Origin of the sequence: Paenibacillus sp. FSL R5-0713 (genome assembly GCF_037973325.1) — a bacterium.
In the GTDB taxonomy this organism is placed as follows: domain Bacteria; phylum Bacillota; class Bacilli; order Paenibacillales; family Paenibacillaceae; genus Paenibacillus.
The window spans coordinates 1,628,270-1,651,380 of the sequence record NZ_CP150229.1 but is presented as its reverse complement, the minus strand read 5'-3'; the positions used below and the strand labels follow the sequence as shown (position 1 = coordinate 1,651,380).

General features: G+C 47.1%; 23 protein-coding genes and 1 pseudogene. All 24 read right to left on the bottom strand.

Annotation, left to right across the window (positions count from 1 at the left end; all coding sequences use genetic code 11):
• Nucleotides 1–22 precede the first annotated feature (22 nt).
• Complete coding sequence (locus MKZ12_RS07400; protein ID WP_339259629.1) at nucleotides 23–1,801, bottom strand: DUF6382 domain-containing protein; 1,779 nt, start codon at nucleotides 1,799–1,801, stop codon at nucleotides 23–25.
• A gap of 156 nt (nucleotides 1,802–1,957) precedes the next feature.
• Nucleotides 1,958–2,467, bottom strand: a complete 510-nt coding sequence (locus tag MKZ12_RS07395) for a prepilin peptidase (RefSeq protein ID WP_339259627.1) — start codon at nucleotides 2,465–2,467, stop codon at nucleotides 1,958–1,960.
• 16 nt (nucleotides 2,468–2,483) lie between these two features.
• Nucleotides 2,484–3,515: a pilus assembly protein gene (locus MKZ12_RS07390; RefSeq protein ID WP_339259625.1), complete on the bottom strand. Its 1,032-nt coding sequence runs from the start codon at nucleotides 3,513–3,515 to the stop codon at nucleotides 2,484–2,486.
• Between the two features lie 29 nt (nucleotides 3,516–3,544).
• A complete protein-coding gene (locus MKZ12_RS07385; RefSeq protein WP_339259623.1) occupies nucleotides 3,545–5,662 on the bottom strand; it encodes a hypothetical protein in 2,118 nt (705 codons plus the stop codon).
• A gap of 91 nt (nucleotides 5,663–5,753) precedes the next feature.
• The gene (locus tag MKZ12_RS07380) at nucleotides 5,754–6,428 is read right to left on the bottom strand and encodes a TadE/TadG family type IV pilus assembly protein (protein ID WP_339259621.1); all 675 of its coding nucleotides are present in this window, start codon (nucleotides 6,426–6,428) and stop codon (nucleotides 5,754–5,756) included.
• Nucleotides 6,412–6,600, bottom strand: a complete 189-nt coding sequence (locus MKZ12_RS07375; RefSeq protein WP_339259619.1) for a Flp1 family type IVb pilin — start codon at nucleotides 6,598–6,600, stop codon at nucleotides 6,412–6,414. The genes MKZ12_RS07380 and MKZ12_RS07375 overlap by 17 nt, the downstream gene beginning before the upstream one ends.
• Nucleotides 6,601–6,611: 11 nt before the next feature.
• On the bottom strand, nucleotides 6,612–7,481 hold the full coding sequence (locus MKZ12_RS07370) for a type II secretion system F family protein (protein ID WP_339259617.1): 870 nt from the start codon (nucleotides 7,479–7,481) through the stop codon (nucleotides 6,612–6,614).
• A gap of 12 nt (nucleotides 7,482–7,493) precedes the next feature.
• Entirely contained in the window at nucleotides 7,494–8,237 is a 744-nt protein-coding gene (locus tag MKZ12_RS07365; protein WP_339261344.1) for a type II secretion system F family protein, read from the bottom strand.
• Between the two features lie 40 nt (nucleotides 8,238–8,277).
• Nucleotides 8,278–8,682: pseudogene (locus tag MKZ12_RS07360) on the bottom strand (CpaF family protein); the annotation flags it as partial.
• A 59-nt stretch (nucleotides 8,683–8,741) separates the two neighbouring features.
• Nucleotides 8,742–8,915, bottom strand: coding sequence for a hypothetical protein (locus tag MKZ12_RS07355; RefSeq protein WP_339259615.1), 174 nt, complete (start codon nucleotides 8,913–8,915; stop codon nucleotides 8,742–8,744).
• Between the two features lie 64 nt (nucleotides 8,916–8,979).
• On the bottom strand, nucleotides 8,980–9,351 hold the full coding sequence (locus tag MKZ12_RS07350) for a phage holin, LLH family (RefSeq protein WP_079351084.1): 372 nt from the start codon (nucleotides 9,349–9,351) through the stop codon (nucleotides 8,980–8,982).
• A gap of 12 nt (nucleotides 9,352–9,363) precedes the next feature.
• Nucleotides 9,364–10,602, bottom strand: a complete 1,239-nt coding sequence (locus MKZ12_RS07345) for an N-acetylmuramoyl-L-alanine amidase (protein ID WP_339259612.1) — start codon at nucleotides 10,600–10,602, stop codon at nucleotides 9,364–9,366.
• Nucleotides 10,603–10,820: 218 nt separating this feature from the next.
• Nucleotides 10,821–14,423 carry an LPD38 domain-containing protein gene (locus MKZ12_RS07340; RefSeq protein WP_339259610.1) on the bottom strand — a complete coding sequence of 1,201 codons (3,603 nt, stop codon included), beginning with the start codon at nucleotides 14,421–14,423 and terminating at the stop codon, nucleotides 10,821–10,823.
• 12 nt (nucleotides 14,424–14,435) lie between these two features.
• Nucleotides 14,436–14,771, bottom strand: a complete 336-nt coding sequence (locus MKZ12_RS07335) for a transglycosylase SLT domain-containing protein (RefSeq protein ID WP_339259608.1) — start codon at nucleotides 14,769–14,771, stop codon at nucleotides 14,436–14,438.
• 59 nt (nucleotides 14,772–14,830) lie between these two features.
• On the bottom strand, nucleotides 14,831–16,549 hold the full coding sequence (locus MKZ12_RS07330; RefSeq protein ID WP_339259606.1) for a hypothetical protein: 1,719 nt from the start codon (nucleotides 16,547–16,549) through the stop codon (nucleotides 14,831–14,833).
• A 57-nt stretch (nucleotides 16,550–16,606) separates the two neighbouring features.
• Nucleotides 16,607–17,119 (bottom strand): hypothetical protein, encoded by a 513-nt coding sequence (locus tag MKZ12_RS07325; protein ID WP_339259604.1) that lies wholly within the window; start codon nucleotides 17,117–17,119, stop codon nucleotides 16,607–16,609.
• Nucleotides 17,120–17,186: 67 nt separating this feature from the next.
• Nucleotides 17,187–17,810 carry a hypothetical protein gene (locus MKZ12_RS07320; protein WP_339259602.1) on the bottom strand — a complete coding sequence of 208 codons (624 nt, stop codon included), beginning with the start codon at nucleotides 17,808–17,810 and terminating at the stop codon, nucleotides 17,187–17,189.
• Complete coding sequence (locus tag MKZ12_RS07315; RefSeq protein WP_339259600.1) at nucleotides 17,810–19,201, bottom strand: hypothetical protein; 1,392 nt, start codon at nucleotides 19,199–19,201, stop codon at nucleotides 17,810–17,812. Before MKZ12_RS07315 ends, MKZ12_RS07320 begins: the two co-directional genes overlap by 1 nt.
• Entirely contained in the window at nucleotides 19,182–19,349 is a 168-nt protein-coding gene (locus MKZ12_RS07310) for a hypothetical protein (RefSeq protein ID WP_339259598.1), read from the bottom strand. The genes MKZ12_RS07315 and MKZ12_RS07310 overlap by 20 nt, the downstream gene beginning before the upstream one ends.
• A gap of 1 nt (nucleotide 19,350) precedes the next feature.
• Nucleotides 19,351–19,731, bottom strand: a complete 381-nt coding sequence (locus tag MKZ12_RS07305; RefSeq protein WP_339259596.1) for a hypothetical protein — start codon at nucleotides 19,729–19,731, stop codon at nucleotides 19,351–19,353.
• An 11-nt stretch (nucleotides 19,732–19,742) separates the two neighbouring features.
• Nucleotides 19,743–21,134: a hypothetical protein gene (locus tag MKZ12_RS07300; RefSeq protein ID WP_339259595.1), complete on the bottom strand. Its 1,392-nt coding sequence runs from the start codon at nucleotides 21,132–21,134 to the stop codon at nucleotides 19,743–19,745.
• Complete coding sequence (locus MKZ12_RS07295; protein ID WP_339259593.1) at nucleotides 21,134–21,715, bottom strand: hypothetical protein; 582 nt, start codon at nucleotides 21,713–21,715, stop codon at nucleotides 21,134–21,136. Before MKZ12_RS07295 ends, MKZ12_RS07300 begins: the two co-directional genes overlap by 1 nt.
• Before the next feature lie 43 nt (nucleotides 21,716–21,758).
• The gene (locus MKZ12_RS07290) at nucleotides 21,759–22,091 is read right to left on the bottom strand and encodes a hypothetical protein (protein ID WP_339259592.1); all 333 of its coding nucleotides are present in this window, start codon (nucleotides 22,089–22,091) and stop codon (nucleotides 21,759–21,761) included.
• 45 nt (nucleotides 22,092–22,136) lie between these two features.
• The gene (locus MKZ12_RS07285) at nucleotides 22,137–23,111 is read right to left on the bottom strand and encodes a N4-gp56 family major capsid protein (RefSeq protein WP_339259590.1); all 975 of its coding nucleotides are present in this window, start codon (nucleotides 23,109–23,111) and stop codon (nucleotides 22,137–22,139) included.

Genomic DNA, 23,111 nt, shown 5'->3' with positions numbered 1-23,111 from the left:
CAACTGCGGGACAGATCTTTGCTTATCCAACCGACCGATAAATGTAGACAGATTCCGCCAATGTAAATGTATCTCCATCCGCCAAGGGATACTCCTTATAAGGAGCAAGAATATTACCCTGAAGAATAGTTCCATTCACTGAACCCAGATCCTTAATGACATAGCCCGATTTGTTCCGGCTCAATTCCACATGAGCACGGGACACACCGGTCGCTGTATCGACCCACTGAACCATGTCGGCTGATCTTCCGATGACAAAAGATGCTCCTTGCACATCCATCCGTTCATGTTGGTCACTGCTTCCCGATCTTCGTTCAAGATAATAAGACGCTTTCACCGGCCCTTCCCCATTAAAGTTACCTTTGGTCAGATTCTGCAGATTCACGGTTGCTTCCGCAACTGTATCATGCCGGATTAACTCTGAAGTTGAAGCTACCGATTCCACATGGCGCTGAACGAACGGTGGATCAGAGTGTTCAGGTGTCATATGCAGGCTTTGATAATGGGAATGCTCACTACCACCTTCTGACGCGGATGCAATCGTTTGGTTTATGCGTTCCACCGGCCTTTCAGCTGTATTCCAGCGCCAACTCTCCTGAAACGGTTCCTCTTCTTCTTCCGTCTGCTTCCCTTTGTTCTTACCTAAATTGAATGAAAAAGTCCGCTTATTTTCTGGTTCATTATGAGTGATTCCCTTACGCTTCCAAGTCCATCCTGCTACACCAAGCAAACCAAGGCTCAGTACCATGCACAGGATCATCTGCGTCTGTCCCGGTTGCTCCATGTATATGAATCTCCATACCAATGCCATGGCTACCATGCAGCCCAATATGACATAGGTTATTTTGGAGGTTGCAGGCTTTTCCTCTACTTCCATATCAACGGACTCTAGCGAATCAGAATTATGCGGGTTACTTCGTCTCTTATCCATGCTGTTTGAACTCTCCAATGAAGATTGTTCAGGTGAGCGCCTGCCTGAAAAGGTTCGAGATCTCATCGGAAAGTCTTCAACCTCGGATTCACTCGTTTTCTGTGTCTGACGGAAATTTAGCACGGGCTCCGCAGCAACCTTTTGAACAGGCGCACCAGGTTGATCTGGACGAGAATTACTAGTGGATTGCCTGTTATCCCGCCCAGTAATTGACGAATGAAAATTACCTCGTAGATCATTGACGTTTTCCGATGTTCTGGACGAAAGAAATGCTGCACTTCCTCCATTCTCTTGCTCGTCCGCGTACAATTCCAGCAAGAGCTCTCGCAGCTGTCTGATATCCCAGCGTTCATTGTCACACAACTGTAGAACACGCTGAATGCCTTCACCCTGCAATTCCTGTACATGGGCCATCAGCCTGATTACCAGCTCACGGAATTGCTGAGGCGTTGGATCAAATTCAACCGTATCCATGATTGGTACATAGACTATGCCAAGCTCACCCTGTTCGAATGAACCGTTGATGAACAAGTACTCCTCCTGAATCAATAATTTACGGGGCTCCAGCATATATTGTCGACATTCCGTGAAGGCATCGGCTAGCTGGAACAACAGACCATATAGAACACGCAACTTGATTTTGCTTGACTTTAACATCTGGGATAACATCTTGTACCCCGATATGTCGTACTGCAAAGTTACATTTCGGTCCACTTCCCGAATATGAACAGGAAGAAGTCGCGGAATCTGATTGGAGGACAGCATGCCCATCTGTACCCGGCTCAATTCCTCCATTCGTAGTCCGTCCTCTTTCTCCAAAACCATAAACGCTCCGCCGTTACGAATAAAATCTCTCGTTAATCCATACATGCCAATCCTCTCTTTCCATTGTTATATAGGATCAACTAAAGAAAGTGTAAAAAGTTTAGTTGATCTAAGTTGAGTTACAATATGTTACACTCTGCCACTCCAATTGAAGTGCCGTCTTCTATCACTGTTACTCTCAAAACTTCTTTACTCCTTCACTCAAGGGAAAAGTCCTGAAATAAGCACCGTGATAAATCCAGGCAATACGGCCAGCATAAATGGAAACTTTAATGTCTTCTCTGTGTTCAGCAGCTTGAGGGAACCAAGCATGAAAAAACCGGCAAGATTGCCTGCCATGCCACGAATTCGTTTCGCTGAGTCCTTGCGGAATAGAAGTATCACTAAACCAATAGCTCCTGCATACAAAACAGAGTAAATAATCACATGAATGCCAAAAGCAAACCCCGTCCATGCGCCAATCGCACCAAACAATTTCACATCTCCTGCCCCTACTGCGCCAATGACATACATCAGAAACAAAATACCAAAACCTGCTGCAAATCCAGCAGCCGAGAATAAGAACCCATCCCAACCTCCCCATATGATATGGGCCAGTACACCTGCAACAGTCACGGGTAAAGTTAATCGATTTGGAATTTTCATGGATCGTATGTCAGTAATAAAAGCTGCAATAATGTATATGCCACAGGCAATGTAGAACCACTCCACTCTATCATCCCCTTCCTTATTTTCTGGAGGCCACGTTAAACGTAGTCTCCGTCTTGGTACCGTCTCCTGTCTCGACAACAAAACTCCATGTTCCTTCTGTTGTCCGAGTGCCAACAAACCAGGTCCATTCAATTATTCCATTCTCATCTGCGGTGGCCCATCCGATGTGCTTCGCAGAACTTTCACCTGACTTGTAAAATATCGTTAAATTCGCGCTCGCTCCTGGTTCTACCTTCACCTTGATCGTTGCATTGTTGCCTATGTAAGCCGGGTCAGGCTTAGACAATACTGTTGCTGAACCGGCAGTATCCCCGCTCCCTGCGCTACCATCTGCCCCTTCTCCGGTATCTCCGATCCATACCCGTTCTGCCGCAGCAGCCTGAATCCGAAGCGGTTTACTGAGAAAGGGGACTTTTACCGGCAATTCATAACTCAGTTCCAGTCGGAAATATGGATTAGTTTTGTTTTTGAGATCAGGTATGGAAACCCCATTCACATGAACCCGTTCCATATTCAGTAGAGTTGGCTCGATAAAGGGTTGAAGCAGTGGTTTTACCGTGGGATCAAGCACGGTTTCCAAGACGGATGTCTTGATCTCCTGTAGTGGTTGTTCACCACTAGCCGCTGCTGAACGTACCCAATCACTTAATGGCTCGGGCAGAGAAGAAGCATAACCTTCTGCCCATTCCGTCAGAGACAACTCCGGTATCTTCCACCCTCCTCCAGAGCCTTCACTACCGGCAGAATCAGAAGGTGTGAATGCAAGGGAAACAGGATATATTTTCGTTGATAACTGCTTCACCGCTTCCCCTGCTGTGCTCTGTAGCGCTGTGGAGATTAAAGTCATTTGCACAATGAAGATGAGAAACATGATAAAGAACAGAAAGACAGGCAACACCAGTGAGGCTTCCAGAACCATGCTACCCTGTTCCTTTTTCGGAGAACATATGTGATTATTCAGAGACTTCAAACGTTGCAATCTGATTATTCTGGTTAAACGAATCTGTAATTGTGCGTTTTCTTTTTCATATCGTTGCTGCTTATCCATAATCCCTCCACCGAAACAATCCCGATCACTCAATAGGAATAATCCGCCTTCCGCTCAATGAAAAATCGCCCACCTTCAACCTGATCCTCACTACCCATAACTGCACCTATGCTTCTAACCACCCCTGGCAAAAACCACAGCTTGATGCTACTTCGCATGTTACCCGAAGCGTACGTCTGTTTTTCATCCGTATTCACACCCGTATTCAATCGAATTAACGCCAGCATTCTGGACATTTTGCGTTCATTGTTGCTGTGCATCAAGAGGAACAATCGAAGATGGTCCCTATACGTCAATTTGACTTTGATATATTTGGACAGTTCCACACTGCCCTCTTTTGCAAGTTTCACCATATCCGCAATAGCGTTTGTAATTCCATATAAAATGGCTGCCGATAACACCAAAAGTGGATTTCCCAACTTGCTGTGTTCAATTAATCCTTCTGCGGTTCGAATAGCGAGGCGCATCCCGAAGATTTCCGCATATGCCGCAGCGATGTTACCCGATGGATTATGAAACCCGTATACGATATACTCCAGTTCCTGATTCTCCAAATTGAGAACATCACCCGCATCTCCACCACCTTCAGTCCAGGTAAATAACTGACCAAAATCCATGGAATTGAAATAGGCTAGAGCGTATTCATTTTGGAACAATTCATCACCCAGGCTATCCAGGAGACCTGACATCCCGCCAAACAAACTGTCCATTCCCTTCATGGCATCGCCACCAGAGTCATAGGGATCACCAGCAATCTCTGCCTTTTTGGCTTCCTCACGACTAGCCTCGTTAAACGCAATGTTAGCGTTGTAATACTCCTCCAGCTGTTTGAAAGCGTCCATGGAACCTGAACTTCCACTCTGAATCTGCGACAAGATTCGTTTTACTTCCTTTAATTTCACTTTGGATTCCTTATCATTTGCTTTACGTTGGGCGTCCGAACCACGACCACTCTCCAGCTGCTGTTTACTCTGTTCGATGAGGTTGGCAGGGCCGCTGCGCACATAAGTATCCATGTATCGTTCTGTTATCTGGCTTGCCTGTCTAACCGCGGGTTTAATTGGAACACCGCTCATACCCGTGACACTGCGAAGCTGTGAATTTAATTCCATGTTGTCTCTTCTGACGTTAGAGAAGTCCGAGTTCTGGGAAATCACTCGTGCCTTCAACTGATCAAACAGGCTATCTGCCCTCACAAGCTCCGAAGCGAGAGAACGTGCACTCTTGGCTTCAGTGCCCGATCCTGTAGATGCAGGGCTCGTTCCAGGCAGATTCGAATTGCCCACGTTGTCGTAACTGGCGTTCTCCGAACGGTTCTCCCCCTCCGCGATCACACGTTTCATTTCCTCATTGATCTTGCGTGCTTCCTCGATCTTGGCCTGTGCTTCCTCCAGCTTCGTTTGATGGGCCTGTAACGCCGGTTGCATGATCATGCTGATGCCCGTGACCACATTCCCAACACCCGTCCGATAACGAGCCAGTTCCAATATGTATTGTTGCTCTCTGAACGGCAATCCCTCGTCCGCCCTTTGCTTGTTCAGATAATCCGCATAACGTGCCGCTGCCTCGGCAGCAGTCTCTGGTGTATCTTCCAGCATCTCATCGTAGATAGCCTGTGAAGGCGGGTCCATGATCAACTTCGGAAGATTCTTCAGTTTCTCTGCCGATTCCATCTGATTGGCAATGGCCTCATCCAACAACTCTTCACGTTTGTCATATAACTTTTGTAATTTCTTCAGCAAGTCTACCGTGTGCGCGGCTTCCTTCATCTCGTCTGACATCGGTTTGAACCGATTGATCACTTCAAGGGTAAAATCAACCGGAGCCCGATACTTCATATCCTCCTGAATCTGACGATTAAATATATCGTATCTGCCCAGTTCACGCTCCATGCTCAGCGAAGTTGTATCCCACTGGATATCCAGAATGGGAAATTTGTCTTTTACAGACGAGGGCTTCACACTATCATTCAGCACTTTCGCCATAATCGCATCCCCACTGCTGTCACCATACCCGAATAAACCATACTCCCGCAGGGAGGTGTCATAGGCTGACATGACCGATCTCATTGCAGCATGAGTCATTCGTTCGGTCTGCACCTTGAAGGCAGCAATACGAGCATAATCAATAAATATGGCGACAAACATATAAACTCCCGCCAATATTAATATTAAAAAAAGGGTTACGGCTCCCAACTCACCGTCTTTTTTTCTAAACAGCTCCGCCCTCCTCCTTTTCTCATTTTTTGCTTTTGCCAAAATGCTGCACAACCTGTCCGGCCTCTGCCGCTGTACTGGTCGCCGTACCACCCTTGCCTTTAAACTTGGCTGCGTAATAACGGACCAAATCTACCGTTCGAATGAATTCAACCGGTTCAACAACTGCAGATGATCCTTGAGTTAGAACCCGGTTACCTGAATCAAACAAAAAGGAAGGAAGAGGCAAAGAAATCACTTGTTCCAGCTTGGTCGTTATTTTCCGCTGAATCAGAGAATTCTGATACTCAATCGTACCTTTCATGGCTGAGGGCATATGTTGAACTGCTTGTGCCAATTTCTGTTCCGAGAGACTTCCGCCTTCACCAGCAGGTATTGAAACGCTAACCTGGTTGTCCGCTCCCGCCCAGCCAAACAGTGCTCCGAGCATCCGATCATCCGTCAGTCTCCAGTACAGATTGTCATGTTCCCCAGCAACATATTCACCCGTCATCGCCTGTTTGTGACTGTTGTCCCAACTGTAGGCTGCACGTTCGGAAGCTGCATAGGCATGTTGATTCAGGAATGTCTTTTGATACATGTACATGGTGAAGAATAGCAGTAACACCAAAATAAACAGCACAACAGGGAAGACCAGGGAGGCTTCAACGGTGAAGCTCCCTTCTTCCTTTTTGAACTTGTTATTCGAAAAATTCATTACTTCTATCACTAACATTCTTCAAAAGTCTTTCAACTAACGTCTTGATTTGGTTCTTGAATAACAGAGCAATAATGATAATAACACCAATGATCAGAATCAGCTCCAACGTGCCGAGTCCGTCCTCTTCCTTCCAAAATGCGTTGACCTTGTTCTTCAATACTTCCATCATCCCAATTCCTCCTACATATTCATCATCATAAAAGCAGGTGTCCCGATCATGACCACAATTGTAAAAAAGATAAGTACCATCGGAAACACCAGTTTGGAAGAAGCCTGTTCTCCCTTCGCCCGACTGACAGCCTTGCGTTTCTCCCACAACACATGTGACAGATCCCGCAGCGCCAATACAAAGTCACCTCCCCCACGCCGGAAATTCAGCAGCACCGTTGTTGTAAAGATCGTCACTTCCTGCACACCGCAGCGGCGACTGAACTGTTCAAATGATTGTTGAAACGAGTAGCCATTATTCCAATCTCCCACGGTTTTTCTGAGTTCGTTGTACAGCGGATGATCTCGTTCCCCCTGGCTTGTGACACAGTGGACGATGGCACGCTGAACGGTCTCCCCGGCGCCTACTAATAGAACAATTCGGTTCAATAGCTCGGGCAGCTCCATAAGGATGTCCTGATCTCTCCGCTGGACCTTGGTATTGAGGTCTTTATAGAGTGCAAAAGGTAAAGCTATTCCTAATGCCAGTCCACCCACCATACCTCCAATGCCCATATCTCCAACAAGTGTTAACAAACAACCTGCCAGTAACATAAGCCACGTGTAGGTTAACATTTCAGCGCAATAGAGCATCGTTTTCTCCCCACTGTGCTGTATGCCATACATTTTCTGAATGGCATGTTGCATCCGAAACATGAGCACAGGCAATCTGCGTCCAATCTCGAACTTGTCCAGTATGAACAGGAATGGGCCATGCAATTTCTTCAGTCGTAATCCTTCCATATCCAGTTTGCGCAGATGCCGGTAGGTCTGTCCCCGGGTTCGATCCAGTACCAGCCATCCCGCTCCGAGCATCCCTGCGACTATAACGGGAAGCAGCATCGTTTCAGCTCCTTATACTTTGATATCCATAATGCGATTAATCCACAGATAACAGCAGGCCAACACTGCAAGTGCACCAGTAGAGATGAGATATCCCATCCCGCTATATAATGGCTCCATAAAGTCCTTGGCGGTCAGATTGAGAAATATCAAAAAAATAAATGGAGCTGCAAACATGACCTTGGATTCAAATTTCTTCTGTGCCACTGCGACCATAATATCCTGCTGAATATCCAGCTTTTCCCCGATAACAGCCGAGGTGCGGCGCACGACTTCAACCAGATCCCCGCCCGTTCGTTTACAAGTAATGAACACATCTGCAAAGTTCGTAATGTCCTCAATCTGTGCCCGATCCGAAAAGTCCTGTAGTGCCTCTTCAATCGGTTGTCCATACTCCATCCGTGTTCGCAATATCGTGAACTCACGAATCAGATCGGTATCTGCTTCCGGGTTCAACATTCGCAGATCCTCTACGGATTCCTTGAATCCATTTTCCACCGATTTTCCGGCGGCAAGTGCCGAAGATAATGCATATAATGCTTGTTTAAAATGTAAACTGAGTGTCATTCTTTTTCGTTCCAGCAGCACTTTAGTCCAATGTTTTGGTACCCATATACAACCTGCAGCCAGGATTGCCCCAGCCAACCAGTGATGGTAGAACAGAATTCCGATGCCAAAAAACAACAGACCGCTAATCAGCATACAGACCATTTGCTGTCTCCGGGAAAGTGTATATACGGTGTAATCCGTCAACATCTGTCTGGCTTCACCCAACAGTAATCACCTTCCAATAACTTTAATTCACGTTGTTATCTGATGAATCCGATTCCGTACTATATTGTTCTATGTATCCATCCAGCCATTCTCCGAGCCCAGCCATCTGAATTTTATCCACCTGATTCAACTTTCCAACCTGTATTAGTCCACCAATAATTTTGCCTTCACGCTCTTCTTGCTCCTGAAAACGAAACAGTGGGTTCAGCAAAACCTCACCGTTCTGCATGCCAATCACTTCACTAATCTCTGTCACCCGCCGTGAGCGATCTCGTAGCCGGGACAGATGTACAAAAATATCAATTGCTGAACTAATCTGCTGCCTTACAACCGCAATGGGGAGATCCGCACCACTGAGCACCATCGTTTCCAGTCTGCTAATCATGTCCGAGATGGTGTTCGCGTGCCCAGTTGATAAGCTTCCATCCAATACAATATGGTACACATAACAAAAAAACACCCAACCAATTGGTGGGTGCGTTCTGGTTAAGCTTCGCGAATCTCCATAATCTTAACTGTCGTCTTCGCAATTTTCTCCGCTTCCTGCTGAATCAGTTTTTCTACCTCTGCATCATCTGTTAATTCCGTTTGCATTAAGATGGCCTTTTCAATCTTCTTAGGGCCATCGAAATATATGTATTGAGCTGTAATGTTTCTCATCGTCTCACCTCCAGGGTTAATTATAAAGCAAAAAGACCCTGCCGCAATAGCAGGGCCTTTCCTCTTAGCTGGCAATCTTTCCACCAGCCTTTTTAGCTTTGTAGTCAATGTATGCTTTTTCAATGGATGCCCGGATCTCATCACCAGTAACGGAGATTCCCAGTGCCGCAAGTTTCTCACTCGCATAAGTGTACGCCTCGCTCAGCTTCCGATCACCTTCATATGTCTTGTAGATTGTCTCAGCCCACGCGAATGCTTCAGCTCCAATCTTGTGCAGCTTATCTCGGTCCTCTGTGGTTGTTTTGGCCTCGTAGTATGCCTTTGCCTTCACTTTAATTACGTTAATGGCTCCAATGACTACAATCGCAACCAAGCCAAACAATGCATTTACAATGGTATCAATATAAGGTTTTGCGTTTACCATAATGTCTTCCATGTCTGTCACTCCTTATTTAGGGTATATTTCTACTTTACTTGGCGTGGACTTATCCCAAAAGATTCGTGCGCCCAATAGCTTCGTCAGGTCCCGGGCCGTAACATATCCCACACCATCAATGTTCATCGTCTCTACTGCTTCACCGTTAATCGTTACTTTGCCTTTGGTGTAGCCGATGCGACCACCAATCAACTCACCAATCGGTCTGGATGGTACCCATGTTGTGCCTTTCACGTTGTATCCGGTGTACGTCGAACCGGCAGCAGTATGAACAGTAACACTCATTTCTGGGTAAGGCGTGACTTTAACCGGTTCTTGTCCGGGCAACACAGGTGCTTGAATATCGAATGGAACGCCCAAGTACTCGCAGATCCCTTGAGCAATCGCCAGGGCCACGCGGTTCTGGAAATCATCGTCGAACAGTTTCTTTTCTTCCTCCGGATTGGATATGAACCCAACCTCCAGTAGTACCGCGTCCATCTTGGTGTCACGAATTACTGCAAAGTTTCCGTAACGTGCGCCACGATCCTGGAATCCTGTAGCAGCAAGCATGTGGCGTTGCAGCACTCCTGCCAATGGTGCACTTGTTGTCCGGTTGTAGAATGTCTCTGTACCATTGGCAGAGGATGACGCAGCATTGGCGTGGATAGAGATGAACAGATCTGCAGGCATCTTGTTAGCCACGTTTACGCGCTCCTTGAGTTCCAGAAATACGTCAGTGCGGCGTGTCAGGTTGACCTGCAGGTTCGGATTCCCTTTCAACAATGCATCCAGTTTAATTGCCATTGTCAGATTAAAGTCTTTCTCTTTCTTCCCTGTTGGCCCGACTGCGCCCGGGTCCTGTTTTCCGTGTCCAGCATCAATGACTATTCGTTTTTTCGCCATCTTTGAGTACCTCCGTATGGTGTATTTGTTTGCAAGCAGGGCATAAGTAGTAATCGCCCAGGATGATAAGTAGAATCTGCTTGATAGACTCGCTGTAGCTTGCGGTTTTTCGCTTGAAATAGTCGCAGTCCATGGCTCCAATCCCATTCCTCTCATAATGATCTCCTGATTACGCATAATGACGATCTGATTCGCCATGTACGCCTTGATTTCGTTGTCATCCTGAAACATCCAGGGCAGGAACTTCCGCAGCTGAGCCTTCATTTTTCGCTGTTTTAGGATCAAAAAAACGACCGCACCCAATGAGCTTAGGGTCAGGCCGTTCTTGAATAATGTGTGAATCAAATCCACTATGAAGTCGTACATCGTCCACTCTCCGATAGAGTAACTTGTCCCTTACTTCGGGACCACAGAATATAGATACAAGGTGCAGGGTGTCGTCAGATACGACCGACTCCTGATACTCGTCTTCGTCCATTTCAATCATATTGTCACCTCGAATAGTAAAAGGACCCGGGAGGCTTTCCCAGAGTCCTTTTTAGGGTGTATGCGGTTAAGCGATACAATTACATTTTACCACAAAATCACTTATATGGAACAGTTCCTTTTGCGAGATCAACGCCTTGCTGAGCCAGTGTGTTGAGTTGTTGTTGCATGGTACGTAGCTGCTCACGCTTCTGTTTCTTATCCAGCGTTGTATTGCCTTCCAGTGCACGCATTTCGCTGCGAAGTGATCCCATGTCCTTGCTGATGCGATTAAACTGTTTCCTCATGTCATCATTGTACCAAGCCGGGAATTCCCGCAATTCTTTATCGACATTAGCTTGATCCAACTGGTCCTTATAGTTGTAGAATTCTTTCGTTATATCATTGCTGTACACCGGATCAGCAGTCATATTTTGCACAAAGGCATTTCCCACCGATTGGACAATGTTGTTACCTTCATTTGCAGGAGATAGTGCAGGCAAACCAAGTTGACCCAGAACCCCAGTATACTGCCGCATGAGGTAATCCAGTTCCTTCGGTGACTGCCCCGTCTTCTCTCCAATCCACTTCGCAAGCGAACTTGTGCGTGCGTCAGATTGCAACTCTGGTGACAACCTGGACAAGTATCCCGGCACAATTGGTGCATCTGCAAAGTTTCGGTTGGCAGCAACTTGGGTCATTGGTCCAAAGATGGTGTCACCCAGAAGTCTGTCCGGGATGTTTGAATCCTTCTTCGTCAATGACTGAACGCCTGGAGGAAGGAAGTTATTCCGTAGAGTATCCGAAAACTCTCTGAAGGCTGCCGGATCTTCATCTTGAAATTTCCGCATTAGGCGCTCAGGAATATCAGCGAACAGCACTCCCAACTCCTGCGGCTTCGCGATTCGGATAAATGTCCCGTCTCCCTTTGGAATTAAGATGAATTGGTCTTTAATGCGGTTGCTCAGCTTCTGATAGTCTGGGTTATCATGATTCACTGCATAAGCAACTAATGAAGGAATCGTGATGGCCAGAACAGATTTTATGCCAGCCTGTACCGGGTTATCTTTATACATCCGGACAAACCGATCCATACCTTGAATTGCCGCATTCATGTATGGGAACACCTTATCCAATTCACGAACCAGGGTGCCGCGTCGTTTAAAGTTAGTGGTCAGATCCTGAGCTTCATAGATCGCGTTCAGCAGTTCATCCTTGGTGCCTTGACCGTTCTTGGACAACCGTTTGTATTCCGCCAGTCTTGGTGCCGTCTCCACCGCATTCATCAAATTCTCCATAGCATTCCATGCCTTTGGTATAGCGTTTTTCAATGCCGGCTGAGGCAAGATATTTCGTTTACTTTGTGCCAACAGATTCCGGTTAGCAGCAACAGCAGAAGAATGGCCGCCGCCCAGCGCCTTAAACTGCGCGTACAAGTCACCATCTCGCATTACCTCAAGGGAAGCTGAAGCCAAGTCACCAATGAAGCGCAGCGGATTACCCGTAGACTTCGATGTGACATATGCCTGTGGGATATCCCGGAATACGTTACGCGTCAGGTTAAAGATCGGGTTCGCACCAGTAGTCAGCATTTTCATCTTATTGGTGACCCATCCGATAGCGTCAAGCAGCATACCGCCACTCTCCGGACCTAATGCCGTTACTGCCTGCAGCAGACTCTTATCATTAATTTTCACATGCACCGGTTCACCATTTACCAGCACACGAACGATATTATCCTTGTCCAGTTTGGTATTCTGCATAGCTTTATTGAAGTCGTCGCTGAACCGAGATAGAATATCTTCCAATCCGTCTGAATCCAGCAATTGTTTCGTGATGTCATCAAGCTTTTCAGGCTGTTCCACAATTTCTGCAAACTGTTTGAAATCATCCGGCGCTTGCTTGATGTTATTCACGAACTGTTGCATTACCTTATTACGGTTTGCTGATTTGACGTAGGCGTCCACGTTCTCAATCGTCGCCTCAATCGGGCTGATAATCTGCCGCTGTGATCCGCCTTTCTGATATCCTTTAACTGGGTTCTTACCGCCAAATCCCTTTCCCTTCGCCCCACCAATTTGTTTGCCTGTCTTCTCCAGTTCCGAGAAGAACCGCTTATTCGGTACGTAGTATGGGTTTGCTTGCAGCCATGCGGTAGCTTGTTCAGGTGAAATGATACCGGGTTCTACCAGCCACTTCTCCACCATATTGTTGTTGAATTCATACAGTTCATCTGCAATCTGTTTAAACTCAGGAAATTGAGTTTCATATTGCGCAATCTTGGCCTGCCCCGTTTCAGGAGTCCATTTCAAACTATCCTTAAATACTTTCTCCCCGCGATCAAAACGAGTGATGGCGTGTTTATTAATGAGATAATCCTCGAAATCGGTAAACTTGCCTTTTGGAAGCTGTTCCAGTACCTCTTTTAAAGACGCTCCCACCGTGTTGCCTGAACTGTCTACCAGACCGTCCGTTACAATCTGGCGCGCTGTCATATCCGCACCGCGTGATCCCAAAGCAAGCTTGTGCGTGCTCTCAGAAGCGTTCAGGCTACGTCCCATAACCTTTTCCACCAGTCGGTCAAACTGTCTGAGTGGGTTGAGATCATCCACCAGTGCTGTATATGCGCGGTTAGCCAGTCCTCCCGGTGTGCCCAGTTCAATGCTGCTTCTTGAGCGAATCTGGCTTTTGGTATCTGTCAGTGCAGCAGATGCATAAGGGTCCCTGTTCTTGCCTAGACCAGACACGCCCAGACCCGGTTGTGCAGCTTCTCCCACTTCACGAAGGGCTCCAGTCAGGTTGCCGCTACTGGAACGATTGCGAAGTGCTTTAAAGCCTGCTCCAGCTCCTTGGAGCAAGGTATCACCAACCGCGCCCAGACCAGCTCCAAGTAACGTGTCCGTTGCTATGCCACCAAGATCCTCGCCACGCGCCCATGCCCCTGTGCCGCCTTGTAATCCTCCAGCAATACCTTCTCGCACTGCTCCAGTAGTCAGTTTCGTTGCTTTATCAGGAGACATAAACTTGGCCGGACCCTGTGCCAGCTTGCCGATAGCCCGTTGACCGAGGTTACTATTTACCAACATATCTGACCCGCGGTTGGTACTGGACAGCATGCCAAGGCCAGGAGCTCCAATGGTGGCCGGGTTGGTAACGGACCCAATAGCACCACCCAACAAGTCAGCGGTAAAGTTAGCCGCACGGTTGCCTGTATCGCCGGGTGCCATACTTGGCGTACCTGTAGCAACCTGTCCAGCAGCACCACCCAACCGGGTGATGAAGTTACCTACAGGATTATTATAGGCAGCCTCATTCATCAGATTGGAGAAGGGAGCAACGAATGTATCAATGAATTTGTTATTCGCAGCATCCTTTGCAATCTTCTCTTTATTAATTTCGTATTGAGACAGCGGTTTAGGTTGTACCGAAATACCCGTAGACTTCTGAATCGTGCTTTGTGCTTGAGGATCCCCTGCCAGTGACCTTCCAAGCGTGGAGTTTAGGTAACTATTCGGTCCAACTTGAGTAAGCGCAGGCGGCAAGGATGACTGCAGCTCTCTCATAGACGGCTGATTGGCAATGTAATTCTGTACAGCCAGTGTACGAGGGTTTACAGGTGCAGCTGGCTGGCTCATGTTCAATGTGCCATTAAGCGCTGAATCCCGTATCTGCATCGCCTTTTTGCGTTGCTCCTCGCTGAATTGTTCAAGCCTTGTCGCCATGCGTCTTCCTCCTTAGTACCATTTATTTTTATCCCAGAATTGGAGTGCTTTAACTGGGTCGCCATAGCGATCTTTTACATATTTCAAACCTTGTAACGCTTGCTGATTTGGATCACTCCAGTTTACTGAGCTACCGCCGTAATTCTTACGGGTGCTGTCCAAAAACTGAAATAACCCGGCTGCAGAAGATTTAGGATTCTTAGCATTAGAGTTAAAGCTGGACTCCCTGGCTACCAACTCAAGCGCTGGTTGTAACCAACTATCTGGGTATCCCAAAGTTTTAATGGCGTTACTAACCGCCGCACTTGCTGTGGCGTAGTTGTTCGGATTGGCCTTTGCGTCCTTCACTGCTTTGTAATAATTGTTGTACGAAAGCGCCCCACCAGTCCCGTTCGCAGTGGGGCTAGCTACTTTCCCGCTGCGGCGGCTCCGGTTCCTGAAGTTGTTGGAATATATTTCTTATCGAAATCCTGAATGTCTTTTTGAGTAAGCCCCATCGATAACAATATTTGATCATCCTGTCCGGCTGGTAGACCATAACCAGCTACTTGCTGGTAAATCTGTTCTTTGGTCGCTGTGTCTTTTGGCGCTGCGAACTTACCATTAGCATCTACGTATTGAGACTGTAACGCACTTAAAACTTGATTGGCACTCATGCCGCTATACTCCGCTGTTGGTGTACTTTGGAGACCGAGCCATGCGCGGGAATTTTCGTCCTGGTTAATACTAAGCATCGCATTTCGATACGCTGAGTCATCTTGTTGTTGCAACTGCTGAAGAGCATAGTTGAGACCAAACTGAGTAGCGTTTTGATTAAACTGCTGGCTCCATTGACTATCTGCCACTGCGTCACGTGCTTTTTGGTAAGCAAATTGTTCTGCACGGAACTGATTATCGATCCCAACTTGCTGCTGATTAAACGCTTGGTTCTGTCCTGCCATAGTAAGAGGTGCGTTCGGATTCGATGCCTGACGTGCCAATCCGCTCCAGTCGCTTTGTGGTGTAACCACTCTGCCTGTAGCGTCCATATACGCTCCAGCCGCGCCGAGGTTAGCCTGTTTATTGTTGAGATCCATCGCCTGACCGCCCAGTGTTCTGATCCCAGCATTGTTCGTGCGTGCTGTGTTGTAGTTAACACCGGATGCGTATGCGGCTGGATCAATACCCATGGACAACAACTGTGCCCGATAACCATCAGCCTGAGCGCTCAGTTTCGCACGCTCTTGTGCTGTAATCCCCTTGGTCTCAGCCTGTTGTTTCAACTGTAGGATACTGTTAATCGCATTCTGTGCACCCTCTGGCATGTAGTTACCAGTCAACTCACCCTCAGTTACACGATTGCCAAACTGACGTTGATCCTCGCTCAGGTAACTTTGTGACAGGGCACCAAGGTTACCGAACTGCTGTTGTTTCAACGCTTCCTGATCCATGTACTGTTGGTATGCCTGTTGCATCAGTGATGGCATGACGTCCGTCTCTACGCGGCCCATTTCCTGTGCTGCCAACTCAGACATCCGGTCACTGGTTATAGTGCTGTTCAGGATGCCGCGGCGGTTGAGCTCGGCCTGAGTAGCTGAGTTCCCGCTATCAATGTTCGCCTGAGCACGCTTCAGCGCTGCCTGATAGAGCGGATCGGCGTTCGGGTCATAGCTAAATGGTGTTTGCTCCCTGTTCGCTATAGCACGCATTTGGCTCAGTAGATCCATACCCTGCTGAGTGTTGGTCATTTGAGTATTAGTACTTGGTGTATTTACTGCTGTTGGATTAGGCGTTGCTGCCGCTCCAGGTGGTTTATAACCAAGGTTCGTTGTCAGGTACTTTTGTTGTGCCGATGTGTCCTGTCCTTGCGCCTGCCGGTTCTGTATGACCTGTAACGCTCGGGATATTTCGTTATCCCTGTATCCTGCATCAGTGCCGATCTTAGCTTGGTTCTGCGCAATCTGTAATTTCATGGCTTGGTCGCCTGTGTTGTAGTTTGCTCCTCCGTTGCCCATTCCTGGAGTGGTCAAGGTAGAAACGGTTGGTGTAGGCTTTGGAGTAACCATGCCCTGTACAGCAGCAACAGGTGCAGCAAGTTGATTCTGCTTCTTCTTGGGCGTTACCACGGTACCTGTGGTCTGGATCATGTTCTCACTCCTTTGCAATAGAAAAAGGACCCCGGATGGAGTCCCTTTTGATATAGATTATTTAAGTGTAGCAAGCTGTGATTCGAGTTCTGACAACAGAGATTGCTCACGATTCTTGCTGTCTTCATAAAATTTAAGAAGAGATGACTCATCCCGTTCTACATATTCTGGCGCTGCCATAATTTCTTTAATCGCATTTATTTTAATATCAATACCAGAGATTACTTCTTTTACATTTTTAATACGATCATTCAATTTTGCTGTCTGTTCTTCCACGTTCTGCCCCTTCCCGGGTATTGTCACAGTCGGTGAGCTGGATGTTTTCTCGTCTAAGATGATTTTTTTATTCTGCATGCTCACATCATATCCAGCCGCTTCACCAATCACACGAACCGGTGCATAGCTCTTGCCATCAACGATGATCGCAGTGTCCAGGGCCTGTCCATTCAACTCCACGACTGCCTCACCCTGAATCTTTTTACCAATTAAAGACTGAATATCGTCCGCGAAAGCTGCGCCTGCAAGAGTGAATAAGGCACCAGCAAGGAATCCGGCAACATACTTTTTCATGTCATTTCTCCCTTATACCATTTTTCACCAATATACCACAGCTTTCGCAGACCGTTAACATTAATTATTATGGTCCATCTTCCAGCGCTTCAAGTCGGAGGAATATCTCTGTTAAATCGTCAGCAAGCGTCCTCCCTAATCTGTTACTGTACAAATTAGACCAATCTGCCAGTTGAATGCGGGGAGAATTCAGGAACATCGTACCTGCTGCTTCAATATTCATTGAACTTAAACTCTGGAACTCAGGGTATCCCAAGATCGTATGCATTCGTCCCTTTAATGACCCACCCTGCCAAAATGTCAACGACGGTGCTCCACCGTAATTCGGCTCGATAGCAATATAATTCGCAGCATTTAAATAAGCAGCAAACACATTCCCTGTAGCGCTCATCTCACACCTTGGGTAGGCGTTCTGCCGTGTTGCAATGTACGATCCGAAGATTTGTACCGCTTCAATCAATCCCGCTGTAATGTGCCCCAGATTCGCGCTGATGGCTGACAGTTCATTTACATTGATCTTGCCCGCCGTTACAGTACCCGTCACCAGAATGTCACCGTCGATCTCGTTCATGTTCTTGGTGTCCAGGTTATTCAGTAGCCAGCCGAGTTCCTTGGTCATCTTACCGACAACGTTCTTCAGCTGCTCTATGGATTCCAGTCCATCCACATTTGGTAGTTCAAACGATGCCATCAGGCACCCCTCCTTGTTACCTCCCGGATGACCCGGTGTATTTTCGCTTTGCCCGTGCCGCTAAGCCGCAGCCGGAACCATGTTTCAGGTGTGCGCACGACCAGCGGTATCTTGATGCTCTGGATCTGGCCCGATCCATTGGTGTTGTTGTACACCTGATTCCACGTACCGCCTTCTGTACCGCCTGCATACTCAACTTTAAGTGTTGACCCAACCTCGATATCCGCCACAATCCAAATGCGGTGTATGGCCTTGTGCACGGTCTCGTCACCATCACTGATAGGCTTTGTCTCGTATGACCACGTGATAGGAGTATTGTTGTATGTTGTGCCACCTTGCCGCATGATACGTCCGTCCAGTGTACCGAAGTAGAATGTTTGTCCGTCCAGGAAGAACGATGTCGCTACAAACGATAGTGGCCACCAGGAACGGTTCTGTGTGTCGTATTTCAAGGTGATATTAGGGACAGTTGATTCGCCAGTTACCAATGTGAGGTATATGAATCTACCGTCATATCCTGAAACGCAATGTTGAGCATATTGTAAATTAATCTGACTGATGTACTTTTGAATAGGATCACTAATTTTTATTGGGGCAGCGCCACCCATATACATGTACACGCCTTCTGTAGCAAGCCAGAAAAGTGCGTCATTGGTTTGAATAATGCTACGGTCTGAAATACAGCCTACGCCATATGGGTTCTGCATCTGGAAGTTGGTTGAATCCTCACCGAATAGCTCATGCAGTGTCCACTTTTTGAATAGGATCACATGGTTTGCAAACGTAGTCAGCCCCGTAGGTTTTTCTCCGTCTGCTGTCTCCACCGTTATTTTCCCAGTGCCTGTATACTTATTGGTGCTCGTCCAATCATTTGCATCCCTTAAACCAGAATAGGATAAGAGGTTGTCGTTTAAATTAGCAAGGAAAAACCTGTTTGCATGGGTGGTCATAAATCGACTGGCCGATGGGGCGCTTGATATTGTTGTAATGTTATTACCGTCGTATTGCCTCAACTGTAGTGATCCGTCAACGAAATAGAGTCTACTTCCATCAAAGAATATTGCTGTGTCCCACAAACGTCCGTTATCATGTGTACCGTAGTCGTAAACTACAGTCCAAGATGGGCCTGTTTGCTTATAAACACCTCTACTAGTGCAACAATATATCGCTCCCTGAAACTTAAAAATGCGGTTGATATAACCAACATGGAGACTATACATCGTGTGTCCATCTGAGACCTGTAATGTCGGATACAACAATGAGTCCATATTAACCACGGATGTCGCTTGACTATCCTTGATTTCGATGGACTCATTGTATTGGTTTAATCCGTCAGCAAGTGTGTTTACAACCGGTTTCACTTTATTTATTTTACTGATCCATGGTTCCATCTGTTGGTACCTCCGAAGGGATAAGATCCTCCCGCCCCTTTGTTGTAAGATAATCATCCACTTCTATTTTTCCGTTCGGATAGCGTGCTATTACAGCATCATATTGCAATGCTCCATCAATAATACGTTGAGCTAAGTATCGAAACATATTACATTCCTCCCATTAGTAGCGCGTCCAGGGCGTCCTGCATGATGTCTTGTCGCTCCTTCATTTCTTTAATTTCTTCGCTTAACGGTTTTAGTGGGTCCGTCGGAACATCTGGTTGTGATGGGTCGGGATACGTAAATAGAGGTTTTAATGTTTCCAAATTGATTCGACTTACAATCCCACCCTCCGTAAAATCAGAAGCATAATCACCATATTCCAGTTGAACCATACCCACCGAATCACGAGAACGTTCCAATAAAGCTGTATACGTAGAGAAGTCTTGATCAATTGTCGTCTCCACAACATACCCGGAACGTTCTCCCGTATTAAATATCACTTCTCCAGTTGTTTTATCGTAATAAATTCGTCTCCCAATATTCATGATATACCTCCTTATTCATATGCATAATAGGCATATTCACCGCTTGATGCTACGGGAAGCAACGCTACAGAATCGTTAATGTAACCATCTATTGTACGAGTGCCTGATCCCGACAATTCGTAAATTCTTGGCACGTCACCGTTATTCATTACACCGTATTCTTCAGCACCCCCTATTGGCGATAGCTGTAAAAACGCGCCATCAACAACGTTAGAAAGGATACCTAACCGAAGAATAATCGTTTTGGGCCGAAATCCGAGTCCTGATATCTCAACAAACCTACGTGTTGATGTACTGGTATTACGCTGGGTGAATGTCCTGGTGGTTGCACTCGCGGTTATTGTACCAGATGCAAATTTTTTGCCAGTGCTGATGCTTTGAATTTTTGACGCGAGTGTCGCCCAACTGTCACTTGTGGATGCACTACCACCTTTGGCGTTAATGGCATCCACGACGCCTTGTTTCGCACTAACGCCAGATTGAAAAACCTCATTGATGGCGGCAACTGTGTTTCCTTTGGCGGTTGTTTGCAAGTCCGACAACGTCCCTACCTGGCCAGTTACTGTATCCAACCTTGCTATGTCTGCTGCCGCGCTTGGTGCTGCTACTTGTGCACGGCCTGCTGTGTCTCGAATGATCAATCTGCTTGCTGTGGGAGCGCTAACGGCTCCGTGTGCTGAGGTTAGGTTGCCGTGGGTATCCACTTTGGTTTGTGCGCCTGTCTTGGTCTCACCGTCCACTCTCACGAATTGAGCATCAGCGCCGCTCATGAGCCCGGAGTTCCCATTGGTTACAGCATCAGCGATCACATCAGTACCGCCTGTGATGTGTGTAGAAGCATGCGCACCTGGGGTGGCTGAGCCTGTCGCTGTGATACGTACCTCTTTTGTAATTGGATTAGTTGTAACTGTGATACCAATATCACCGACGATGAAAAATTCATCTGTTGTCGATGCGGCTGACAAGCTGTTTACCTTCGAGAATGCGTTCTGGTTAACCTGTGCGCCAGCTTGGATATTTGCAAGTTTGTCATGCTCTGCCTGCGTTGTATGAATTACGCTGTTGCCTACGTGGGCTTGTAGATCCGTTGCCGTGGAACCCGGTGCCTTACTGTTCCAATTGGTTTTGTCCGTAGTCGTGACATGGATGTCTGTGTTGGCAATGTGATTGTTGTAAGCCAGCTTCTCTGCTGTCGTCACGTGTACACTTGTATCCGCAATGTGCGTATCCATAGTAGACTTGTTGGTGGCAATCTGTGATTCGGTTGCATCAATGCGCCCATCTCTAATTTCCATTTGATCATCCACATACACTTTGGTTGCTGCGTCCTGTGACACCAAATCAGCCGGAACCACGCCACCGTCGATATACTGTTGTGCAATTTTCTCTGATGATTGACTCATTACCACACCCCCATAACATCTTCAATAACAGGGTAATCCGGGGTTTCATCATCAGCTTTCTTAAACTCATCCATGAGCCCGTTATACCGTGAAGCAAAGTTATTTACCATTGCCACATCACTGTAGTTCTCAGCAATTTGTACCAACGCACCATAAATCAACAGGCTGTGGAAGTCCTGGTCAAGCTCAGGAACAGCGTCCAGATTGGTAGACACCAGTTGGTTTGGATACCTGTAGTAGAACAGCGACAGGCCATTCTCAACATCCTTATCAGGTGTGGGATATATACCAAGACCATTCGAACCCACGAAATAGTAAAATGGTTCATTCGCTGATTTCTTACTGTCCTGGTACATGTATTCCTGACCCTGTACGACCACATCCGACAACGAAGTGCGAGGGAAAGGCAATGTGTAAGCGAAGATGCCTTCTTTCAGGTGGTATATCGCCATGGTTTTTATCTTTGCTGTGGTACGAAACAGTTCGTTTTGCACCTGGTTAATCTTCCGGATCACACTATCATTGGACAGGCTATGCGGGTACTTCTCACTAATCTCTTCAAGAATCTCCTGTAGTTTCACATTATCACTCCTTCAAACAGGAAAAAGCCCCTATGGGGCCTTGTCACATGCCTTTGATTTCCTTCTTGGTGCTGTTTTCGATACGCTGGTTAACCTCACGTGTCATCGTGTAGGAATAGTTGTAAATCTCTGCAATAGCCTGCGGCACTTCTACTGGTTTACCGCGCGGCACCGTGTAAATGACGCCGTTGAATCCGATAGGCAATACCTTGTCATCCGGGTTAGTGGGATCATCAGGGATCAGAATAGTCACTTTAGGCATTGCCTTCAGTTGCTCCAGTACACTTCTCTCTGCTTCTGCTGCTTGACGTTCGTATGCTTTCTCTTCCATTTGCATTTGTTCTGGTGTTTTCTCTGCCTCTTTAGCTGCTGCCATTATTGTTTCCTCCTCAAATTAAAAGGAGCCCGAAGGCTCCGTATGTTATACAGTTGCACCAGACTCGTAACGCACGATAGCCAACTCTTGCAGACGAACCGTGGCAAACGCGCATTTCCAAGCGACAGTGTTGAATTGATTCAGTGGATCCGCGACACCGCCAGAACCAGCAGGGTGAACGATAATCTCAGGCTTCATGGAACCCTCGATATCCGGCAAGCCGTAAGCACCACGACCAAGAAAGATTGTAGCGTACGCATCATTGGCAGCAGGTGCACCAGCCGAACCAGAAGCGAATTTAACGCCGTTATCTACCTCCATGAAGTAAATACCATACATCTTGCCCAAGATACCTTCCTCGCGGTTCTTGGTGTCCACGTAGGTGTTCTGATCCTTCCACTCTTGCAGTTGCATGATGTCCAGTGCAACGTCAGGATGAACCATTGCCACATATCCAGAACCACCGTTCGGCAAGCGGATCGGCTTAACTTTGTTACGCTTCATGGTCCGGCGTACTTTCAGGATGTCCAGTGCAGTGATCTTGTCCGCTGGCAAAAGGTTGGCGCGAGATGTCTTGCCGTTTGCATAGAACACGTTTGTACCTGCTGCGACAACATCACGAACGATGGTATCAATCGATTCACCCGCGTTTTCCCCCATCAAACCGGATGCCTCTTGCAACAGTGGGTCCAGACCTGTCATATCGATAAAGTCAGAGATCTTTGTCCAAGCGCCGTACTCTTGGATGACCGCTGTAATCTTCACGATGTCCAAGTTCACACCGTCTGGAGTAACACCCTCGGTCAACGCTGTGGTGTTTACAGCCAAGGAGTTCAGGCGGCGGAAGCTGGTCGTTGCACCCTTACGCTTCGGAATGTTCTTGTTCTTCTCACCGAATTTGGTCCATTGTAGCTCCGGAATCAAACGTTCCAGCAATTCGTCTTGGTAAAACTCTGCTTGTTCTGCTGTCAATGCGTTTACGCCTGTGGTTGGGTTATATCCTTGTACTAATGTTGCCAT

Excerpts from the sequence above, each read along its gene's own strand:
- MKZ12_RS07400 (WP_339259629.1), bottom strand. The coding sequence starts at position 1,801 with ATGTATGGATTAACGAGAGATTTTATTCGTAACGGCGGAGCGTTTATG.
- MKZ12_RS07390 (WP_339259625.1), bottom strand. The coding sequence starts at position 3,515 with ATGGATAAGCAGCAACGATATGAAAAAGAAAACGCACAATTACAGATT.
- MKZ12_RS07385 (WP_339259623.1), bottom strand. The coding sequence starts at position 5,662 with ATGTTTGTCGCCATATTTATTGATTATGCTCGTATTGCTGCCTTCAAG.
- MKZ12_RS07380 (WP_339259621.1), bottom strand. The coding sequence starts at position 6,428 with ATGAATTTTTCGAATAACAAGTTCAAAAAGGAAGAAGGGAGCTTCACC.
- MKZ12_RS07375 (WP_339259619.1), bottom strand. The coding sequence starts at position 6,600 with ATGATGGAAGTATTGAAGAACAAGGTCAACGCATTTTGGAAGGAAGAG.
- MKZ12_RS07370 (WP_339259617.1), bottom strand. The coding sequence starts at position 7,481 with ATGCTGCTTCCCGTTATAGTCGCAGGGATGCTCGGAGCGGGATGGCTG.
- MKZ12_RS07365 (WP_339261344.1), bottom strand. The coding sequence starts at position 8,237 with ATGTTGACGGATTACACCGTATATACACTTTCCCGGAGACAGCAAATG.
- MKZ12_RS07355 (WP_339259615.1), bottom strand. The coding sequence starts at position 8,915 with ATGAGAAACATTACAGCTCAATACATATATTTCGATGGCCCTAAGAAG.
- MKZ12_RS07350 (WP_079351084.1), bottom strand. The coding sequence starts at position 9,351 with ATGGAAGACATTATGGTAAACGCAAAACCTTATATTGATACCATTGTA.
- MKZ12_RS07345 (WP_339259612.1), bottom strand. The coding sequence starts at position 10,602 with ATGTACGACTTCATAGTGGATTTGATTCACACATTATTCAAGAACGGC.
- MKZ12_RS07340 (WP_339259610.1), bottom strand. The coding sequence starts at position 14,423 with ATGGCGACAAGGCTTGAACAATTCAGCGAGGAGCAACGCAAAAAGGCG.
- MKZ12_RS07330 (WP_339259606.1), bottom strand. The coding sequence starts at position 16,549 with ATGATCCAGACCACAGGTACCGTGGTAACGCCCAAGAAGAAGCAGAAT.
- MKZ12_RS07325 (WP_339259604.1), bottom strand. The coding sequence starts at position 17,119 with ATGAAAAAGTATGTTGCCGGATTCCTTGCTGGTGCCTTATTCACTCTT.
- MKZ12_RS07320 (WP_339259602.1), bottom strand. The coding sequence starts at position 17,810 with ATGGCATCGTTTGAACTACCAAATGTGGATGGACTGGAATCCATAGAG.
- MKZ12_RS07315 (WP_339259600.1), bottom strand. The coding sequence starts at position 19,201 with ATGGAACCATGGATCAGTAAAATAAATAAAGTGAAACCGGTTGTAAAC.
- MKZ12_RS07310 (WP_339259598.1), bottom strand. The coding sequence starts at position 19,349 with ATGTTTCGATACTTAGCTCAACGTATTATTGATGGAGCATTGCAATAT.
- MKZ12_RS07305 (WP_339259596.1), bottom strand. The coding sequence starts at position 19,731 with ATGAATATTGGGAGACGAATTTATTACGATAAAACAACTGGAGAAGTG.
- MKZ12_RS07300 (WP_339259595.1), bottom strand. The coding sequence starts at position 21,134 with ATGAGTCAATCATCAGAGAAAATTGCACAACAGTATATCGACGGTGGC.
- MKZ12_RS07290 (WP_339259592.1), bottom strand. The coding sequence starts at position 22,091 with ATGGCAGCAGCTAAAGAGGCAGAGAAAACACCAGAACAAATGCAAATG.
- MKZ12_RS07285 (WP_339259590.1), bottom strand. The coding sequence starts at position 23,111 with ATGGCAACATTAGTACAAGGATATAACCCAACCACAGGCGTAAACGCA.